Source organism: Marinobacter similis (assembly GCF_000830985.1).
Lineage (GTDB): Bacteria > Pseudomonadota > Gammaproteobacteria > Pseudomonadales > Oleiphilaceae > Marinobacter > Marinobacter similis.
Genome location: NZ_CP007151.1, coordinates 2,055,900 through 2,072,839, shown reverse-complemented (window position 1 = coordinate 2,072,839; position 16,940 = coordinate 2,055,900). Strand labels below are relative to the sequence as shown.

The window sequence follows — 16,940 nt, the reverse complement described above, 5'->3', positions numbered from 1 at the left end:
CTCGAATTTACGATTAGTTAATCGGTCACTCGTGACAGCGCCGGTTGCCGCACTGTGATCGAAGGTCAGCAAAGAACGTCCACTGCCAAGGCTCAGGACCTCTATCTATTAGCAGAGCCAAGTCTCACCCGGCTAGGATAGTTTCGCTGCAAAAAACCGGGCCCACTGTTTAAAAATTAGTCAACCCATGAGAAATGATCAACGGCGGCCGACAGGCAAGGCTCACAAACTCGCACTCTGATGTCATCACTGACGCTTCGTCAAACCTTCACCTTTCTGAAATCTCGCTGAAACCTACCGCTCCTATGGTGCATGAAACCCATGAGCCAATATACACGGAGTCGAACTCTGCGATGCCTAGAAAAGCTGCTCACAAACTGGCTGCTTACCTTAAGCACGGACTTCGCTCAATCGTGCCTCGACTGATCTGGCAATACCAGCGGCGCCTGTTGCTAGACTCATTCTCTCATTTGTCACGCCCGCAACAGGCCGACATCCAGCGCCGGGTTGCCTACTACAACCGTCTTCAACAGCCTTTCCGCCCCTCGTCCCGCGCTGAAGCCGTCGGCTGTTTCCGTTCCTCCGGTAAAAGCACCGCTTACTGTATCGACTTCTGTAGCCTGATCCGATGCTTCCCTCGCCACAAGAAAGTCGACTACCAGTTTGGCGACATTACCGAAGTTCCAGACCAGCCCAGATTCGTAAAAAGCCGCCCCATACGCGCCAATCGCAGCAACGAAAACTCAGTACTGCTGAAACTCAACAGCATACGCCACTACAACTTTGTCCCCGACAAGCGCGCCTTCACCGACAAAACGCCCATGGCGGTCTGGCGCGGCAAATCCAATCGCCCCCACCGCATCGAGTTCGCCACCCGGTTTGCCGATCACCCTCTTTGCAACGTTGGCTGCACCCGACACAAGGAAACCGGGCCAGCACCCTATCTAAAGCCGTTCATGAGTATTGAAGAGCAACTGGAATACCAGTTCGTGGTCAGTGTTGAAGGTATCGATGTGGCCACCAACCTGAAATGGATCATGGCCTCCAACTCCCTATGCATGATGCGCCGACCCCGTTTCGAAACCTGGTTTATGGAAGGCTCACTCGTGCCCGGCTACCACTACGTGGAACTGGCCGACGATCACTCGGACCTGCCTGAAAAGATCGACTATTACACCCGTTTTCCTGAGGAAGCCCAGGAAATCATCGCCAACGCCCAACGCCACGTCGCACGGTTCCAGAACGAGCGCATCGAACGGATCACAGCCCTGTTGGTGATGCAGAAATACATCGACCTCAGCCACCAGCCCGCCGGCCAAAGTATCGCCCTGCAACCTGGCTGACCAAGCAGCTCACGGATTCAAGTTCGAGCTCTTTACGGTGCGACTCGAGCGAGAATCTCCGGTGCATCTGACAGCGGCAACGCAATGATCACGCCCTCATTTGAGGCCAGATAAACCCCTGTCAACGCCGTAGTATTCACTTGATGGGACACCAGAATAATCGGCGCGCCCTCACCCATCTCATTTACGCCCTCAATAATCTCCCGAGTTTGTCTTGGCCCTTCACTCCGATTCTGAAAAAACGAATTCAACGGCGGCCAATCAGTCACGTCCCCAACATTCATCTCCGTCGCCGTGTCCATGCAGCGACACCATTGGCTGGAATACACCCGGGCCTCATCAATGCCATGTTCGGCGAGAAAGGGTTTCCAGGAACGGGCTTGCAACCGCCCTTCGTCGTTCAGATTGCGCTGGGTGCTACAGTCACCCAGCTCGAAGCGAGCCGGGTCGCCCATGCCTGGCGCAAGGGCGTGGCGCATCATCAAGACCGCCCGCCCTTCCCGGAGCGCCGACCAGGCATCGCCATTGTCATCGGCCCCCAGCACCGGTAGCGAAATCACCAGAGAAAGCAATGCGCAACAAAATGTTCTGAAAGCCATCACAACCCTCCAAGACCAGTCTATAGCTCTATTAACCAATGGCAGGAAGGCAACTGCCATGTGCAACCGAGGTATTGAAAGGGTTTTGCCAAAAATGTCGTAGGCCACGGAAGGCCGAAGACAAGCGCACATGGATGTGCTCGTAGCGGTTTTTGGCAAAACGCTTTCAATGCCTCAGCCCCCGAATCAAAAAGCCCAAAAGCTAATACGCAGCTAACGACTACCAAGCTCACACCAACACCCGTTAAACTCCCCAAAAGACACCAAACCAACGAAGGACCACACCATGCCAATCTGGGTCGACGCCGACGCCTGCCCTGTCCCCATTCGGGAAATCCTCTGCCGGGCCGCCGCCCGCTGGCAGATCCAGACCACCTTCATTGCCAACCACGCCATCAGCCTGCCGCCGAGTCCCTACATTCAGCGCAAGCAGGTAGCCCACGGCTTCGACGTGGCCGACAACGAAATCATGGATCAGATGACCCAGGGCGACCTGGTGATCACCCAGGATATTCCGCTGGCCGCCGAAGCCATCGAAAAAGGCGCCGACGTGTTCAACCCGAGAGGCCAGGCCTTTACCAAAGAGAATATTCGCCAGCGCCTGGCCATGCGCAACTTCATGGAAGAAATGCGCAACGCCGGCCAGGTCACTGGTGGCCCGGCTCCCTTCAGCCAGACCGACCGCAAGGAATTCGCCGACAAACTGGACCGCTGGCTGCAGCGCAATCGCCAGAGTTAACTATGCACTGATCGAGAGCACAAATATTTGTTGATAATGATTCTCTTTAATTTTTAGGAGTAACCCGCTACCCTTCCCGCTTTCCAATTTCCCACGGAGTGAAGACATGTCCGGCCGTTCCAGCGCCTCCAGCCCGCCCAACAGCAGCTTTGCCGCCCTTGCCCGCCTGCTGAGATACGCGCGGGGCTACCGGCGCCAGATCATCACAGCCAGCATCTGCTCAATCATCAACAAGCTGTTCGACATTGCTCCGGAGATTCTGATCGGCGTCGCCATCGATGTGGTGGTCAACCAGGAAGAGAGCTTTGTCGCCGGCCTGGGCTTCGAAACCGCCCAGGAGCAGATCACCATACTGGCAGTGCTGACCTTCTTCATCTGGGCCGGTGAATCCCTGTTCGAGTACCTGTTCCAGATCCTGTGGCGCAACCTGGCCCAACGCCTGCAATCAGACTTGCGGCAAGATGCCTACGAACATGCCCAGCGCCTGGACATGAGCTTTTTCGAGGCCCGCAGCTCCGGGCAGCTAGTCGCCACCATGAACGACGACGTCAACCAGCTGGAACGCTTCCTGGACGGCGGCGCCAACGCCATGATCCAGGTGCTGGTGACCGTGGTGGCGGTTGGTGCCGTGTTCTTCGTGCTCTCGCCACTGATTGCCCTGCTGGCGTTTACCCCGATCCCGCTGATTATCTGGGGCGCCTTCTACTTCCAGCGCAAGGCCGGCCCGCTGTACGCCGACGTGCGGGAAAAAGTCGGCGATCTCTCCAGCCGCCTGGCCAACAACCTGGGCGGCATCGCTACCATCAAGAGCTTTACTTCGGAGCAGCGTGAAGCCGAGCGCCTGAAGGCCAGCAGCGAAGCCTATGTGGAAGCTAATCGCCGGGCCATCCGCATCAGTTCGGCGTTCATCCCGGTGATCCGCATGGCGATTCTGGCCGGATTCCTCGCCACCTTTACCGTGGGCGGGATGATGGCCCTGGAGGGCTCACTGAACGTCGGCGCGTACGGCGTGCTGGTGTTCCTTACCCAGCGCCTGCTCTGGCCGCTAACTGGCCTGGCCGAAGTTATCGACCTTTTCGAGCGGGCCATGGCCAGTACCCGTCGCATCCTGGACCTGCTGGCAGAGCCCGTGCATGTGCACGACCAGGCAAGCCTGCCCCTGGCCGAGCCGGTTAAAGGCCATGTCCACTTCGAGCAAGTAAGTTTTCACTATCCTTCTAGCGGCGCTGGCATACGGGATATTGATCTGACCGTGCCTGCTGGCAACACCCTCGCCCTGGTTGGCGCTACCGGGTCCGGCAAATCCACCCTGATCAAACTGCTACTGCGGTTTTACGACCCCAGTCACGGTCGCATTCTGATCGACGATCAGCCTATTCAGAGCGTGAGTCTGAAATCCCTGCGTAGCGCCATTGGTCTGGTGAGCCAGGACGTTTATCTATTCGAAGGCAGCATTCGAGACAACTTGGCCTACGGCAAACCCGACGCCACCGAATCCGACATCATAGACGCCGCAAAAACGGCGGAGGCCTGGTCCTTCATTGAAGCCCTGCCCGATGGCCTGGACACGGCGGTTGGCGAACGTGGCATACGGTTGTCCGGCGGCCAACGCCAGCGTCTGTCTCTGGCGCGGGCCCTGCTAAAGGACCCGCCCATTCTGGTGCTGGACGAGGCCACCAGTGCAGTGGACAACGAGACCGAGGCAGCCATTCAGCGCTCCCTGAGGCGCATTGGCCACAACCGGACGGTGATCATGATCGCCCATCGCCTGTCGACCATTGTCGACGCCGACACCATTGCAGTCGTGGAAGCAGGCAAAGTGGTGGAATCCGGCACCCATGATGAACTGCTTGAACAGCGGGGCGCCTACCACGCCCAGTGGCAGGTGCAGACCGGGCAAGCGGCCCCGATGGTGCCTGGTTAAAAGAGTGCCGGCCTAAGAGAGCCCCGGCCTGAGACTGCACCTGGCTCGGACTAGCCAGGCGCACCAAATAACGCCATTGATAGTGATTCGCGTTTAGATTATGCTGCGGAGCTTCTGGGAATCGGGAGTCCGCATGTCTGCCTTTTTTGAAGTATCCAGCCTCGGTGTTCGCATCGGCAACACCAACATCGTAAAAGACATCAACCTCGACTTCCGGGAGGGCGAAGTAACCGCCCTGCTCGGCCACAACGGCTCCGGCAAATCAACCCTGCTCAAGGTGCTGGCCCGGCAACTTTCGCCAGCCAAGGGCGAAGCTCGCCTTCTTGGCAACCGCAACCACCGCACCGATGCCCGTGAATTCGCCCGTACCGTGGGTTACCTGCCCCAGCACCCGCCCGGCACCGACGGCCTGACCGTCAGCGAGCTAGTGGCCCTGGGTCGTTACCCCTGGCGCGGACCTCTGGGCCGCTACACACCCGACGACTACACGTTAATTGACCAGGCGATTGCCGACACCGGTTTGACCCCGTTCCGCCATCGCTCGGTGGATACCCTGTCCGGGGGCGAACGCCAACGGGCCTGGATTGCCATGCTGCTGGCCCAGCAAACCCGCTGCCTGCTGCTGGATGAGCCCATTTCGGCTTTGGATGTAAAGCATCAGGTTGAGACCCTGCGCCTGGTGCATCGACTGGCCGAGGAACGGGATCTCACCGTGGTGGTGGTTCTGCACGATGTGGACCTGGCCGCCCGGTTCTGTGATCGCCTGGTAGCCCTGCGCGGCGGCCAACTGATTGCCGATGGCACCCCGCAGGAAATCATGAACAGCGGCACCCTGGAATCCATCTACGGTGTGCCGATGGGAGTTCTGGAACGTGCCCCGGGCCAGTGGGTGTCCTATGTCCACTAGCTCGCCTTTCACAAACGCCGTTTTCAACAACCCTCTTTTCACCAATCCCCTGGCGCGGATAATGGCTGGCCTTTGCCTGTTGCTGTTGTCAGCGACGGCAGCGGCACAAACCTGGCAACACGAGCAGGGCCGTGTGAGCTCGATGAACCGCCGCAACGCATTGTCGCCCTGAACTGGGCCGCCACCGAGGCGCTGCTTCTGTTGGGCGTTACCCCGATTGGGGTGGCGGACAAAACCGGTTATGCCACCTGGGTCCGTGAACCGGTACTGCCGGACCACGTGCCCAACATTGGCACCCGTGTCGCCCCGAGCCTCGAAGCCATTGCCGAACTTGAGCCAGACCTGATTGTCACCAGCTCGGAAATGCACCGGCGGCGGACCTGTTGGAGAAGATCGCCCCCACCTACGTCAGCAGCGTCTACAAAAAAGGCTCCCAGCCGTTCGCCAAAGCCCGGCAGATGCTCATTACCCTGGGTGAAATGCTCGATCGGGAAGATCGGGCCCGGGAGATACTGGCTGATATCGACACCACCCTGGCCAATCAGCGCCGTCGCCTGGAAGCGCACGCGCCCATGAACGGCCGGTGGCGCTGGTCAGTTTCCTGGATGATCGCCACGTTCGCATCTTTGCGCCGAACGGTCTGTACCAGACCACCCTCGACGGTCTCGGGCTGGACAATGTCTGGCCCCACGACGGCAACTACTGGGGCTTCTCGACGGTCGGCCTGGAAGCCATAGCGCCCTACCCGAACGGCCGGGTCGTTGTAATAGAACCAATCAGCCCGGGGCTGTCTGACAACCTCGCCCAGAGTCCGTTCTGGACTTACCTCCCCGCTGTGCAGCGCAGTCAGGTTTACCAGATTGAGCCGGTGTGGCCCTTTGGCGCCGTGTTTCCGGTCAAGCGCTTGGCCATTCAGCTGACGGACGCGCTGATCCAGGGAGGTAGCGATAATGTACGCTGAGGCTCAAGTCGTCAGTACGGCGCCACGGTTGCCGGGCAAGCTGCCGCTGACCGCCATGCTGCTCGTGCTGGGCGCACTGGCGGCCAGCGCCGCGCCCTGGTTCCTGGAGCTTGATCCGCTGGCAGTCGTATCCGCGTTCTGGTCCTACGACACCACTGATTACACCTCGGTGCTGGCCCACTTCAGCTGGGCGCCCAGGGTTTCCATTGCCCTGCTCATTGGCTGCGGCCTTGGCCTGGCCGGTGCCGTAACCCAGCAGGTGCTGGGCAACCCCCTGGCTTCACCAACCACCCTGGGCGTCGAAGCCGGCGGCCAGTTCGGCGTAACCCTGGCCACCCTTTTTGCGCCCGCCTTGCTGGCGTTTAGCCAGGACCTGGTTGCGGTTGCCGGTGGCCTGCTGGCGATCGGAATGGTCATCGCACTGACCTGGCGACTGGGTTTCTCGCCGGTGACCGTCATTCTTGCCGGTCTGGTGATTACGTTTTTCATGGGCGCTTTGAACATGGCGTTCATGCTGATCAAGGGCGAATGGCTGGGCAATCTGTTTATCTGGGGCGCCGGCTCCCTGGTCCAGAACAGCTGGCAGCCGTTTATGGATCTTTGGCCGCGGGTTTTGATTCTGGGCGCCGCCCTGGTGTTGCTGATGCGCCCCTTGCAACTGCTGCAGCTTGGGCAAGCTTCCGCCAGTTCCCTCGGCGCCCGGGTTGGCCTGCTACGAATACTGGCGCTGTTCCTGGTGGTGTTGATGAGCGCCACCGTGGTCAGCCGGGTGGGCGTTGTCGCCTTCGTCGGTCTGGCGGCACCGGTTCTGGCTCGTCTGCTAGGCGCCAGAACCCTTCAGGAACGTCTGATCTGGAGCACCCTGCTCGGTGGCGGGCTACTGCTATTAGCAGACACCCTAGCGCATTGGGCGTCCTCCTGGGGTGATGGCTCTCTGGTGCCCACTGGCACCACAACGGCCCTGATCGGCGGCCCCATTATTCTGCTGGCACTGCAGGGCTTCAAGAACACTCATCACATGCCTGGCCAGGAATCCAACCCCGGTGCTTTCCTGCCGAAACGACGCTCGGTTCTGGTTACTGGCGCAGTTTTACTGTGCTTGCTGCTGGCCACCTTTTTTGTCTCCATGGGCTGGTCACCCGGCTTGCAGGAATGGAGCTGGACACCCATCGCCGACTGGGGCGAAGCTGGGTCTGGCGTGGCCCACGGCTGCTCGCCGCCATTCTCGCGGGCATCTGCCTGGGCCTGGCCGGCAGCCTGATCCAGCGCATGACCGGCAACGTGATGGCCAGCCCGGAATTGCTCGGCATCAGCGGCGGTGCGGCTCTGGTCATGGTGCTGATTGTGCTCACCGGCACCGAGATCGGCCGCGCCGGGCAGCTTGGTGCGGCCACTTTGGGCGCCGCCGGCGCCTTGGCCTGCTGATCCTGCTCGCCAGGCGCCATCGCTTTGCCGGCAACCAGCTGTTGCTGGGCGGTCTGGCGCTGTATGTCTTTATGGATTCCGGGTTGCGTCTGGTGATGGCGTCCGGCGGTACCGTTGCCGCCAAGCTATTGAACTGGATGTACGGGGCCACCTGGCTGATTTCGGAAACCGAGGCCCTGAGTCTTCTTGGCCTGACCCTGGTAATTTGCCTCGCTCTGTTTGTCGCGATCCGACCGCTGACGCTGCTGGCGCTGGGTGACACCTCGGCCTCGTCGCTGGGGCTGCCGGTCACTCGGGCCCGCCTGGGGCTGCTCATTCTTGCGGCCATTCTGACTGCTGCGGCCACGGTGGTCATCGGTCCTCTCAGCTTCGTCGGCCTGATTGCACCTCACCTGGCGCGGGTACTCGGGCAGCAGACGGTTGGCCGGCAGATGATTGTCTCCGCCTGACCGGGGGCCTGCTATTGGCAGTGGCCGATTACCTGTCCCGGATCGTGATCTTCCCGTCGCAGTTGCCGGCAGGCCTTCTGGCCGCGCTGGTCGGAGGTATTTACTTCCTGTGGGGGCTGAGCCGTCATGGCCGTGCCTGAGTGCCATTACCCAGACTGGCGTGACCACTATCGCCAGTTGCTGGCCAGCTCAGAACTCAACACCGATACGGTGTTGAGCCAAGCTCTGGCTCTGACGGGTTCTTCAAGGCAGGCTCAGTCGCCTTCAGCCCCCGGACAAACGGAGCCATTGTCCCTGGCGGAGTGTCTGGCTCAGCCGGAACGCCTGCGACACCAGCTCAGAATGGATCATCCGGAAACCTCAGACGCCCGCCTGATGCGGGCGCATGTGTCTGTCGTGCAACAGGATCTGGCGCTGTCGGTGATTGCACCGCTAACCCTGAACCTGTTTCGGTATGGCGAAGCACCGCTGCCGAATGAACACGAGGTATTTCTAGGGCCAGCCAACGGCGCCATGGCCAGTTCGCGCTGGTTTCATAGGCCGACCGGCCCGTGCGTTGGTATCAATAACTTCGTGAAGCATCTGGCTGACCAGCTTAACGCCTGGTACCCGGTATTTCGGCAGGCACTGGGCGTCAGCCCCGGCGCTTTCTGGAGCAGTATCGGGCTTGGCCTCGGCGCGCCGTTTTCAGCGGTGTGGAATCAAGCGGATGCACAGTCGGTGTGTGCGCTGGCTCAGGCGTGGCTGGACAATTTTGACTGCGACGGCAGTCGGTTTGTGGGTTGGATTCCGGCGACGTTCAATGGCCAAACCTGCGCCATCCCCCAGCGTAAGGGGTGTTGCCTCAAATACCTTCTGCCGGAGGGTGGTTACTGCGGTACCTGTGGTGTTTATCGTAAGGTGCGCCTGGCAGAGCTCAACCGCCCAGCCCAGCACCCATCACCAGCCAGTGGCAGCCAGGACAATAAACAGCCCTGCGCCTGCGGCGATTTTCAATCCTTCGATCATTTCCTGTTCCGGTGTCATCGCGTGTACTCCCTGCATCCAATGCGTGGAAGAGACTACCGGAGTGGGCTATACCCTCTCCGGTTCCAGGCTCCTTCTGTTGCTGGCCCCTTCTGTTCCTGGCCCCTACTGTTTCTGGCCCATCCTTAGTTCTAGAACACCCGGGAGACAGTCAGGCTGGCATTGGCCGGATCGCCGTAGAAGCCTGGGCGGCATCGCCAAACTTTTTCAGGCTTTCGATGTACTTTTCATCGGTCACGTTGTTGACGTTCAGTGTGGCGTTCCAGTGGCGGGCGAAGTCGTAACTGGCCATCAGATCAACCACCGCATAGCTCTCCTGCTTGGTTTCGTAGGAAATCGCGGTGTTGGCATCCGGACGATAGATCTGTTCTTGCGTGATCTCTGATTGCCAGCGAATTGCGCTGCCCAACTTCAGGCCCTCAATACCGGGCACTTGCCAGGTTCCGCGCAGCTGCGCCAGGTGCTCCGGCACAAAGGACTTTTCCGGATTGCCGTCGGCATCCTCAATGTCGACATAGGTGTAGCCGGCAAACAGTTGAATGCGATCAGTCACATCACCGACAAACTCCAGCTCGACACCCTGGCTCTCAAGCCCGTCCTGCCCCCTGTAGTAAGGATCCTGAGTCCCTGAATAGGTACCAGCCGCTTCCGCCACGTTCTCCTGCCTGGTCTGGAACAGTGCCACGGTGGTGTTCACACGGTCGTCAGCAAATTCGCTCTTCAGGCCAATCTCATAGTTAACGCCATCAATAGGATCAAGACGGTCCCGGTTGATGTCTTCCTCGGTCTGCGGTGTGAAGATTTCCGTGTAACTGGCATAAACCGAGTGATCATCAGTGAGGTCGTAAATCAGGCCAGCGTAGGGGGTCTCCACTGCATCGTAGCTGGTGGACTTGCTGCTGCCGTAGCTTTCACCGTCGCTATCGAGCCAGGTAAGGCGCAGGCCGGTGATGGCGGTCAGCCGGTCGGTCAGCGACCAGCGCGCAGCGGCGTAGGTGGCTACTTCCTTGTCGGTCCAGTCGGAGCCGCCAACACCGTTATCAAAGGCAGGCCTCGGATAGTTGCCCTGCCACTCCTCGAGCGGCGGCAGCGGGTCACCAATACCCTGGCCATAGCGGGATTCGTCTACGGTTTCCGAGCGTGACCAGGTGGCGCCCAACACCAGCTCGTGGGTGCGGTTTGCCAGCTTGAACGGGCCGGTGGCGTAGGCATCCACCACCCACTGCTCGACATCCAGATCGTATTGGCTGGGATAGGCGGCCATCCCTTCGCCCGTGTCGGGATCTGGCGTACCGTATTGATAGAACAGTTCGGACTCACTCTCGCTCTTCAGCCTGAGCACCGAGCCCTGGGCGCGCCAGCCATTGTCCAACTCCTGCTGGAGCTCCACAAAGCTATTACTCAGGGTGTTGTCCCAGTACGACCAGTCTGAGGACGTGCTGGTAGAACGGGCATAATCGGTGGCGGTGCCATCGGTATAGAACAGTGGCAAGGCGCCCCACATCGGGCTGTCAGTATCGGAGGTCTGGATGGAGTGTCCCAGGGTCAGCAGGGTGGTGTCGGTGAGATCTGCCTCAATCACCCCGTAGAACATCTGTTTCTCGTTGCTGTAACGGTCGAGGTAGGAATCCTTGTCTTCGTAACCGGCCACGACCCGGCCCCGAACCGCGCCGGATTCCGATACCGCACCAGACACATCACCAACAATGCGTTTCTTGTCCCAGGACCCACCGGTAACGGCGATGGAGCCTGAGTATCTGCGGTTGGGCGTTTACGAATGAAGTTAACGGTGGCCGAAGGGTTACCCGACCCGGTCATCAGACCGTTGGCGCCACGCACCACTTCCACCCGATCAAAAAAGGCGGTGTCCAGCTCGCCCTGCACATTGTCGTAGACTGCCGGCAGGCCGACGCCGTCGTACTGGAAGTTGTTGATATCGAAACCACGGGCGGTGTAATAGGTGCGGTCGGTTTCCACCGATTCCACGGTAACCCCGGTGGTGCCTTCCAGGAGATCGTTGATGTCGTTCCGGGCGAAGTCATCCATTTGCTCGCGGGTAACCACGGTCACCGACTGCGGAGTTTCCCGATGGGTCAACCCCATCTTCATGGTGGTGGTTGTGGTTTCAGCTACGTAACTGCGAGTCTGTTCAGAACTGGGTGCTTCGCGCTCAGCGGACACTTCAAGCGGCTCGAGGGCCACCGGCTGCTGGCTCTGAGCTACCGTCAGACCTGGCATAGAAGCCGCCATGATCGCAGTACACAGTGCCTTGCGGCGAAAGCCGGTTGCGGACATTCGGGACATCGTCTTCTCCGTTTTTTGAGTCACTCAGGTTTAATGCGCACATCTTAATGCGAATCATTATGATTTAAAATAATTATTTTGAATTGCCGGGGATTTATGCCCTTGAAAACGGATGCCGTAACGGCAGTAGAGTGGGACAGGTGCTATCCTGAGAGCTCCGTCGTACCGCATTTTGATGCCCCAACCTCAACGTCCAAGGGAGGTCCCGATGCCCTCAATAAAATCTCTGGCAACAGCCTGCTGTGTTTACCTAGCGGCCCTGCCCTGTGCGTTTAGCCAGACCTTTTCATCGGATGACGTAACCTTCCGACTGGACACCATTGCCTCCGAGCTGGAACACCCCTGGAGCCTGGCGTTCCTCCCAGACGGCTCACTGCTGGTAACCGAGCGTGCAGGCAGGCTTCGGGTGATCCGCAACGGCAAACTGGTTCCGGAGCCAGTTGCCGGCGTGCCTGACCTGGTGGTGTCTGGCCAGGGCGGCCTTCTGGACGTATTGCTTCATCCCGAGTTTGCCAGTAACCAAACGCTGTTCCTGAGTTACTCGCACCGAGGTCGTGACGGCATGACTACCCGGGTAGCCCGGGCAACGCTGGAAGAAAGGCGTTTGAACAACGTTCAGGTGATCTTCGAGGCCATGCCCCGGTCTGGGAATAGCCGCCACTTCGCAGGGCGCATGGCGTTCGATGAAACCGGAAATCTCTACATTGCGGTCGGGGATCGGGGCGAAATGGATCGTGCCCAGGATACGGCGGACGACGCCGGCGGCGTGCACCGGATTACCATTGATGGCAAACCTGCACCGGACAACCCCGAGCTCGACAACCCGCGCATCAACGACACATTTTTCACCTGGGGCAACCGCAACATTCAGGGCATGACGGTACACCCGGAAACAGGAGCCATCTGGACTCATGAGCATGGCCCACGGGGTGGCGACGAGATCAACATTCTCAGTGCCAGCACAAACTATGGCTGGCCAGAGATCACCTACGGCATCGACTATTCCGGACTACCGATCACTATGGATACGGAAAAGGAGGGCATGGCCCAGCCCCTGCACTACTGGGACCCATCCATTGCGCCGTCAGGTATGGCGTTCTACACCGGATCGCAGATTCCGGAGTGGCGCGGCGACTTGTTTGTTGGCGCACTGAAGATGCGGAAACTGGTGCGGTTGAGAATAAAAGAGGGCGAAGTAGTTGAAGAAGAGGATTTGCTGACAGACCTGGGAGCGCGCATCCGGGATGTTCGGATGGGGCCGGAAGGCGCACTTTGGCTACTCACCGATGCGCCGGACGGCAAGGTTTACCGGCTCGTTCCCGCTCAGTGAGGATCGTTGGTGCGCTCTGTTTTCTCAAACTGAGGCAAATCGTCAGTGATGTCGAACCAGTCTGACTTGGAACCGACGTAAATGTGCCGGGACGGGCCTTTTTCCAGTGGTTCATTGATGACACCAATCCGCAGGCGCAGGATACCCGGAATAGCATCCAGGCGGCTGTACAGGTGACTGCCACAGCGATTGCAGAACGCCCGGTATTTGCCGGGGCGGGATTCGAATTCGGTGACCCGCTCCTCACCGGTCAGGTACTGAAAGTGGACCTTCCGGACCGGTGAACTCGCCGAAAAAGCGCTGCCGTGGGCCCGTCGACACTGCTTGCAGTGACACAAAGAAATCGGTCCGAGCGGGCCGTCGTATTCAAAGGTAATGTCGCCGCACAGGCATTGGCCGGTAAACATGGGAATCTCTCTCGGTTCAGCGGGTCGAATCAAATCAGCGCTGATGATACCGGGCAGCCACTTGAAGAACCAGCGCGCCGGCACCATCTAAAGATCACACAGAACGAACAGGAGGAACGTATGTCATTCAGCACACTTCCGAACATCGGCATGGGAACTTTCCGGCTGAAAGGCAATGATGCGCGGGATGCCGTCAAAAGTGCCCTGTCTCTGGGTTATCGACATATCGATACCGCCCAGATGTACGAGAACGAGGCGGAAGTTGGCGATGGCATCACCTCCAGTGGCATTCCCCGTCGTGAGATCTTCCTGACCACCAAAATCTGGCATGACCAGCTTCGCGCCAGCGACCTAATCAACAGCCTGCACGACAGCCTGGCCCGACTGAAAACCGATCACGTCGATCTGACGCTGATCCACTGGCCGTCTCCAGACGCCGAAGTTCCCATGGCGGAGTATCTCAACGCCCTGCGGGACGCTCAGCGAGAAGGCCTGACCACGCACATTGGCGTCTCAAACTTCACTTGCGCCCAAATGGATGAAGCTGTTGAGATTCTGGGCGAAGGCGCCCTGCTCACCAACCAAGTGGAGGTGCACCCGTTCCTCGCCAACCGCAAGGTGGTGGAACACGCCCAGAAACTCGGCATTACCGTGACCGGTTACATGCCGCTGGCCGTTGGTAAGGTAATGGAGGATGAAACACTCCAGCACATAGGCGAGGCACACAACGCAACACCGGCTCAGATTGCCATCGCATGGGTTGCGTCCAGAGGCATAGTGCCGATTCCGTCATCCACCCGTCCCGCGCACCAGAAAGCCAACCTCGATGCGTTGAACATCACGCTGAGCGAGGAAGAGATTCGCGCTATCGACGAACTGGATCGCGGTGAACGGATTGCGGATCCCGGCTTTGCGCCGAACTGGGACTGAGGCAGCAGCTCAGGGCGAAAAAAATGAGCGTGGCCGCCGGTAGCAGCAGGAGCCAAACCATCTGCAATGCCCAATAGGTGGCCGCGCTGAACAGCACCCAGAGCAAGGGGATTGGCAGCAACGACCAGAGCAACACCCTGGGCATCATCGCCAATACCAGCGAACTGGCGGCAAGGGTGACGTCTGGCGTTAACCCAAACACCGCCAGGGCCCTCAGCTCTCCGGACTGCAGCACCGTCACCCAGGGCAGCACCCCAACGCCGGTCAGCCAAAGCCCTGTAAACACCCCGGTTCGGCCCTTCGGAATCGCCTTCAAGTGACAGAAGGTAGCCACAGCTGCCATTAATAATCCTTGAGCCACGAAAGCCCAGCCAAACCAGACCGCCGGCCAGTTTATTTCGCCAAAATAGCGGACCAGAAAGACCGCTCCACTGGCAATCCAGGCGGCGGCAACCAGCCACACTGCCAAGCGACGCGATGCGGGCGCTGGCCGGCACATCAACCAGGGTACTACCAACGCCAGCGGCACGATTAGCAGTTGCCAGGGCCAGACATCCTGATTGAGCCGGATGAACAGGCGAAGAAATACCTGCGGCCCGAACATCAGAAAATCCTGCAAGGAATAGCTCAGCCAGTCGACCTCCGTCACAGCGACCTCACAAATGCCGCCATCCGCTGCCGTTGCGATTCGCTGGGCAGTTGGCCGTACATTGCCGCCATATTCTGCTGCATGTGGGCCACCTGCGAGGTTGCTGGAATGGCGCAAGTGACCGCCGGATGGGAGATCACGAACTTCAGGAAAAACTCCGCCCAGCTGCTGACCCCAGCCTCCGCTGACCAGGGCGGCAAAGATTCAGACTGCACCCGCCGAAACAACGCGCCTCCCTGGAACGGTCGGTTCACCATCACCGCAATCCCCCGCTCACGGGCCAGGCCCAGTAGCTTCGATTCCGCCTCGCGATCCAGAACGTTGTAGGTTAGCTGCACAAAATCCAGTGGTTCAGCTTCCATGATCCGAGCAAGTTCATCGTGACGCCGGCCATGGGAGGTAGTGATTCCAAGGTAACGGATCTCGCCACGGGCCTTCATCTCCTTGAGGGTCTCAAGGTGTCCCCGCCATCCCAACAGGTTGTGTACCTGTAGCAGGTCAAAACGGGCTACCCCCCATCTCTTTCGGGACGATTCAGCCTGCGCGCGGGTCGCCGATTCATCAGCCGTCCAGATCTTCGTTGCGGCAAAAACCTGTTCATGCGCCTGTAGCGAGTTCAACGCTTTACCCAGAACATCGGCTGAAGTGCCGTACATGGGCGAACAGTCGACCACGCTGCCACCGCGATCCAAGAATGTTTTGAGTACCTCTGTTCGGTTCTCAATAAGATAGGGATCGTTGCCAACGTTGAAGGTAATCCAGGTGCCCATGCCTATGGCAGGCACAGATTTGCCGGTTGAGGGAATGGTGCGCAAGATTGGAGAAGCCGCAGAGCCGTCCGCCAGATCCGCAAACAAACTCGGGGATTTCAGCGCAAGCCCGGTGATACCGGCGCCAATCAGGAGCTGTCTTCGTGTTAGACGCACCACCATGTCTGGCCCTCCTTCCGTGCCCTTGCGCACAGTGCCGACCCTCTTGGAGGGGCATCAGGCCCCGTAGTGGGTCTCCAGATATTTCAGAATCCGTGCTGATTCGAACAGTCCTTCATCCGTATTCGGATCTTCCAGGTAGGGCACCTGTACCCGCCTGTGTTGCTGGAAGAAGACATCCCGTTTGCCGCCTGGAATCGGTGTGTAGGGCCCCGGCTTCAGCCGCTGCGTTGCTGGTCCGACTTCGGTCCAGTGTTCCTTGCCCAGATTATGCAGCGTGTAAGGGATCTCGAGCTCGCACAGCCGTTCCCGAACCAGGCGTGAAAAAGGGCTGCCCTCAAAACTCCACAGGTGCAACGGTTGCACTGGCTGGCTACTGGCCCTGGCTCTCAAACCCCGCAAGGCACTGACAGCCGATGCGACTGAACCCACCGCTGGCTGCCAGGGCTTGCCCCGGTAGAACTTCGGGACTGAACGCCCGGCATATTCCCGGAACAGATACGCCACGATGTCGCTGGATTCATACATCACGGTGTCGGTATTTTTGTCGACCAACAGTGGGAATTGCTGCTTGCCTCCGATTTCGGCGGCCTCAGTCCGGAAACGCTGGCCACCCCTCGGGCACGGACGGATTTCCACGTCCAGGTGCAGCGCCGTAAGAGCCTCGCGAACACGTCGACAAAACGGGCAGGCCTCCATGTCGTAAAGAATGATAGGCAGCTCGGGCTGTACGCACTTCTCGACAACCATGCAGCCCCGCCAGGCCGACAGAGACGAGGTTGTCACGGATCCAAGCACGTTGACGTTATGAGCGAGTATGTTGGGCATAGCTAAAAACCTTCAGTTGGTGTTTCTCTTAAATATCATGCCATCGGCCGGTTTTCCATTGGCCCGCAGGCGCTTATCGCCGTCAGCAAGTTCATGATTCAAAAGGCCACTTACAGGAAGTCACAAAAAATCAATACAAACAATGACTCTACTGCCATTTTTTAACGTCATGTATAGGTTTTCTGCATAG

At 59.2% G+C, this 16,940-nt stretch carries 18 protein-coding genes and 1 pseudogene; 12 read left to right on the top strand and 7 right to left on the bottom strand.

Going from position 1 to position 16,940, the window contains the following annotated elements; all coding sequences use genetic code 11:
- The first annotated feature begins 353 nt into the window (after positions 1-353).
- A complete protein-coding gene (locus tag AU14_RS09555) occupies positions 354-1,343 on the top strand; it encodes a glycosyl transferase family 90 (protein WP_041340522.1) in 990 nt (329 codons plus the stop codon).
- 32 nt (positions 1,344-1,375) lie between these two features.
- On the opposite strand, the gene AU14_RS09550 is transcribed toward AU14_RS09555, so the two are convergent.
- Positions 1,376-1,942, bottom strand: a complete 567-nt coding sequence (locus tag AU14_RS09550; protein ID WP_041340520.1) for a histidine phosphatase family protein — start codon at positions 1,940-1,942, stop codon at positions 1,376-1,378.
- A 286-nt stretch (positions 1,943-2,228) separates the two neighbouring features.
- Here AU14_RS09550 and AU14_RS09545 point away from each other — a divergent pair, with 286 nt between their 5' ends.
- The 9 genes and pseudogenes from AU14_RS09545 to AU14_RS18630 all read left to right on the top strand — a co-directional run bounded on the left by AU14_RS09545 (position 2,229) and on the right by AU14_RS18630 (position 9,502).
- Positions 2,229-2,681, top strand: coding sequence for a YaiI/YqxD family protein (locus tag AU14_RS09545; RefSeq protein WP_041340518.1), 453 nt, complete (start codon positions 2,229-2,231; stop codon positions 2,679-2,681).
- A gap of 106 nt (positions 2,682-2,787) precedes the next feature.
- Entirely contained in the window at positions 2,788-4,605 is a 1,818-nt protein-coding gene (locus tag AU14_RS09540) for an ABC transporter ATP-binding protein (RefSeq protein ID WP_041340516.1), read from the top strand.
- A 133-nt stretch (positions 4,606-4,738) separates the two neighbouring features.
- A complete protein-coding gene (locus AU14_RS09535) occupies positions 4,739-5,512 on the top strand; it encodes an ABC transporter ATP-binding protein (RefSeq protein ID WP_041340514.1) in 774 nt (257 codons plus the stop codon).
- A 72-nt stretch (positions 5,513-5,584) separates the two neighbouring features.
- The gene (locus tag AU14_RS21290; RefSeq protein WP_236743945.1) at positions 5,585-6,088 is read left to right on the top strand and encodes an ABC transporter substrate-binding protein; all 504 of its coding nucleotides are present in this window, start codon (positions 5,585-5,587) and stop codon (positions 6,086-6,088) included.
- Between the two features lie 7 nt (positions 6,089-6,095).
- Positions 6,096-6,473 (top strand): TroA family protein, encoded by a 378-nt coding sequence (locus tag AU14_RS21285; RefSeq protein WP_236743944.1) that lies wholly within the window; start codon positions 6,096-6,098, stop codon positions 6,471-6,473.
- A complete protein-coding gene (locus AU14_RS21280; RefSeq protein WP_236743943.1) occupies positions 6,463-7,734 on the top strand; it encodes an iron ABC transporter permease in 1,272 nt (423 codons plus the stop codon). Before AU14_RS21285 ends, AU14_RS21280 begins: the two co-directional genes overlap by 11 nt.
- Positions 7,626-7,898, top strand: a complete 273-nt coding sequence (locus AU14_RS21275) for an iron chelate uptake ABC transporter family permease subunit (RefSeq protein WP_236743942.1) — start codon at positions 7,626-7,628, stop codon at positions 7,896-7,898. Before AU14_RS21280 ends, AU14_RS21275 begins: the two co-directional genes overlap by 109 nt.
- A gap of 41 nt (positions 7,899-7,939) precedes the next feature.
- A pseudogene (locus tag AU14_RS21270) lies at positions 7,940-8,487 on the top strand (iron chelate uptake ABC transporter family permease subunit).
- Positions 8,474-9,502 (top strand): (2Fe-2S)-binding protein, encoded by a 1,029-nt coding sequence (locus AU14_RS18630; protein ID WP_052472012.1) that lies wholly within the window; start codon positions 8,474-8,476, stop codon positions 9,500-9,502. The pseudogene AU14_RS21270 and the gene AU14_RS18630 overlap by 14 nt, the downstream one beginning before the upstream one ends.
- Before the next feature lie 22 nt (positions 9,503-9,524).
- On the opposite strand, the gene AU14_RS09515 is transcribed toward AU14_RS18630, so the two are convergent.
- The gene (locus AU14_RS09515) at positions 9,525-11,069 is read right to left on the bottom strand and encodes a TonB-dependent siderophore receptor (RefSeq protein WP_236743941.1); all 1,545 of its coding nucleotides are present in this window, start codon (positions 11,067-11,069) and stop codon (positions 9,525-9,527) included.
- Positions 10,952-11,677 (bottom strand): TonB-dependent siderophore receptor, encoded by a 726-nt coding sequence (locus tag AU14_RS21265; protein ID WP_236743940.1) that lies wholly within the window; start codon positions 11,675-11,677, stop codon positions 10,952-10,954. The genes AU14_RS09515 and AU14_RS21265 overlap by 118 nt, the downstream gene beginning before the upstream one ends.
- Before the next feature lie 208 nt (positions 11,678-11,885).
- Between AU14_RS21265 and AU14_RS09510 the strand changes: the two genes are divergently transcribed.
- Positions 11,886-13,007, top strand: coding sequence for a PQQ-dependent sugar dehydrogenase (locus AU14_RS09510; RefSeq protein ID WP_052472011.1), 1,122 nt, complete (start codon positions 11,886-11,888; stop codon positions 13,005-13,007).
- Here the strand turns inward: AU14_RS09510 and AU14_RS09505 are convergent.
- Positions 13,001-13,414 (bottom strand): GFA family protein, encoded by a 414-nt coding sequence (locus AU14_RS09505; protein WP_041343825.1) that lies wholly within the window; start codon positions 13,412-13,414, stop codon positions 13,001-13,003. The genes AU14_RS09510 and AU14_RS09505 overlap by 7 nt on opposite strands.
- Before the next feature lie 120 nt (positions 13,415-13,534).
- Here AU14_RS09505 and dkgB point away from each other — a divergent pair, with 120 nt between their 5' ends.
- Positions 13,535-14,344, top strand: coding sequence for a 2,5-didehydrogluconate reductase DkgB (gene dkgB, locus AU14_RS09500; RefSeq protein ID WP_041340512.1), 810 nt, complete (start codon positions 13,535-13,537; stop codon positions 14,342-14,344).
- On the opposite strand, the gene AU14_RS09495 is transcribed toward dkgB, so the two are convergent.
- The 3 genes from AU14_RS09495 to AU14_RS09485 are packed head-to-tail and all read right to left on the bottom strand — an operon-like array spanning position 14,280 to position 16,750.
- Positions 14,280-14,993: a DUF6064 family protein gene (locus tag AU14_RS09495; RefSeq protein ID WP_041340510.1), complete on the bottom strand. Its 714-nt coding sequence runs from the start codon at positions 14,991-14,993 to the stop codon at positions 14,280-14,282. The two genes, dkgB and AU14_RS09495, sit on opposite strands and share 65 nt — an antisense overlap.
- A complete protein-coding gene (locus tag AU14_RS09490) occupies positions 14,990-15,925 on the bottom strand; it encodes an aldo/keto reductase (RefSeq protein WP_041340509.1) in 936 nt (311 codons plus the stop codon). Before AU14_RS09490 ends, AU14_RS09495 begins: the two co-directional genes overlap by 4 nt.
- Positions 15,926-15,979: 54 nt before the next feature.
- The gene (locus AU14_RS09485) at positions 15,980-16,750 is read right to left on the bottom strand and encodes a glutathione S-transferase N-terminal domain-containing protein (protein WP_041340507.1); all 771 of its coding nucleotides are present in this window, start codon (positions 16,748-16,750) and stop codon (positions 15,980-15,982) included.
- Positions 16,751-16,940: the final 190 nt, after the last annotated feature.

What these genes read in the sequence shown, in the direction of transcription:
- AU14_RS09555 (WP_041340522.1), top strand. Translation starts at nt 354, where the DNA reads ATGCCTAGAAAAGCTGCTCACAAACTGGCTGCTTACCTTAAGCACGGA.
- AU14_RS09550 (WP_041340520.1), bottom strand. Translation starts at nt 1,942, where the DNA reads ATGGCTTTCAGAACATTTTGTTGCGCATTGCTTTCTCTGGTGATTTCG.
- AU14_RS09545 (WP_041340518.1), top strand. Translation starts at nt 2,229, where the DNA reads ATGCCAATCTGGGTCGACGCCGACGCCTGCCCTGTCCCCATTCGGGAA.
- AU14_RS09540 (WP_041340516.1), top strand. Translation starts at nt 2,788, where the DNA reads ATGTCCGGCCGTTCCAGCGCCTCCAGCCCGCCCAACAGCAGCTTTGCC.
- AU14_RS09535 (WP_041340514.1), top strand. Translation starts at nt 4,739, where the DNA reads ATGTCTGCCTTTTTTGAAGTATCCAGCCTCGGTGTTCGCATCGGCAAC.
- AU14_RS21280 (WP_236743943.1), top strand. Translation starts at nt 6,463, where the DNA reads ATGTACGCTGAGGCTCAAGTCGTCAGTACGGCGCCACGGTTGCCGGGC.
- AU14_RS21275 (WP_236743942.1), top strand. Translation starts at nt 7,626, where the DNA reads ATGGAGCTGGACACCCATCGCCGACTGGGGCGAAGCTGGGTCTGGCGT.
- AU14_RS18630 (WP_052472012.1), top strand. Translation starts at nt 8,474, where the DNA reads ATGGCCGTGCCTGAGTGCCATTACCCAGACTGGCGTGACCACTATCGC.
- AU14_RS21265 (WP_236743940.1), bottom strand. Translation starts at nt 11,677, where the DNA reads ATGTCCCGAATGTCCGCAACCGGCTTTCGCCGCAAGGCACTGTGTACT.
- AU14_RS09510 (WP_052472011.1), top strand. Translation starts at nt 11,886, where the DNA reads ATGCCCTCAATAAAATCTCTGGCAACAGCCTGCTGTGTTTACCTAGCG.
- AU14_RS09505 (WP_041343825.1), bottom strand. Translation starts at nt 13,414, where the DNA reads ATGTTTACCGGCCAATGCCTGTGCGGCGACATTACCTTTGAATACGAC.
- dkgB (WP_041340512.1), top strand. Translation starts at nt 13,535, where the DNA reads ATGTCATTCAGCACACTTCCGAACATCGGCATGGGAACTTTCCGGCTG.
- AU14_RS09490 (WP_041340509.1), bottom strand. Translation starts at nt 15,925, where the DNA reads ATGGTGGTGCGTCTAACACGAAGACAGCTCCTGATTGGCGCCGGTATC.
- AU14_RS09485 (WP_041340507.1), bottom strand. Translation starts at nt 16,750, where the DNA reads ATGCCCAACATACTCGCTCATAACGTCAACGTGCTTGGATCCGTGACA.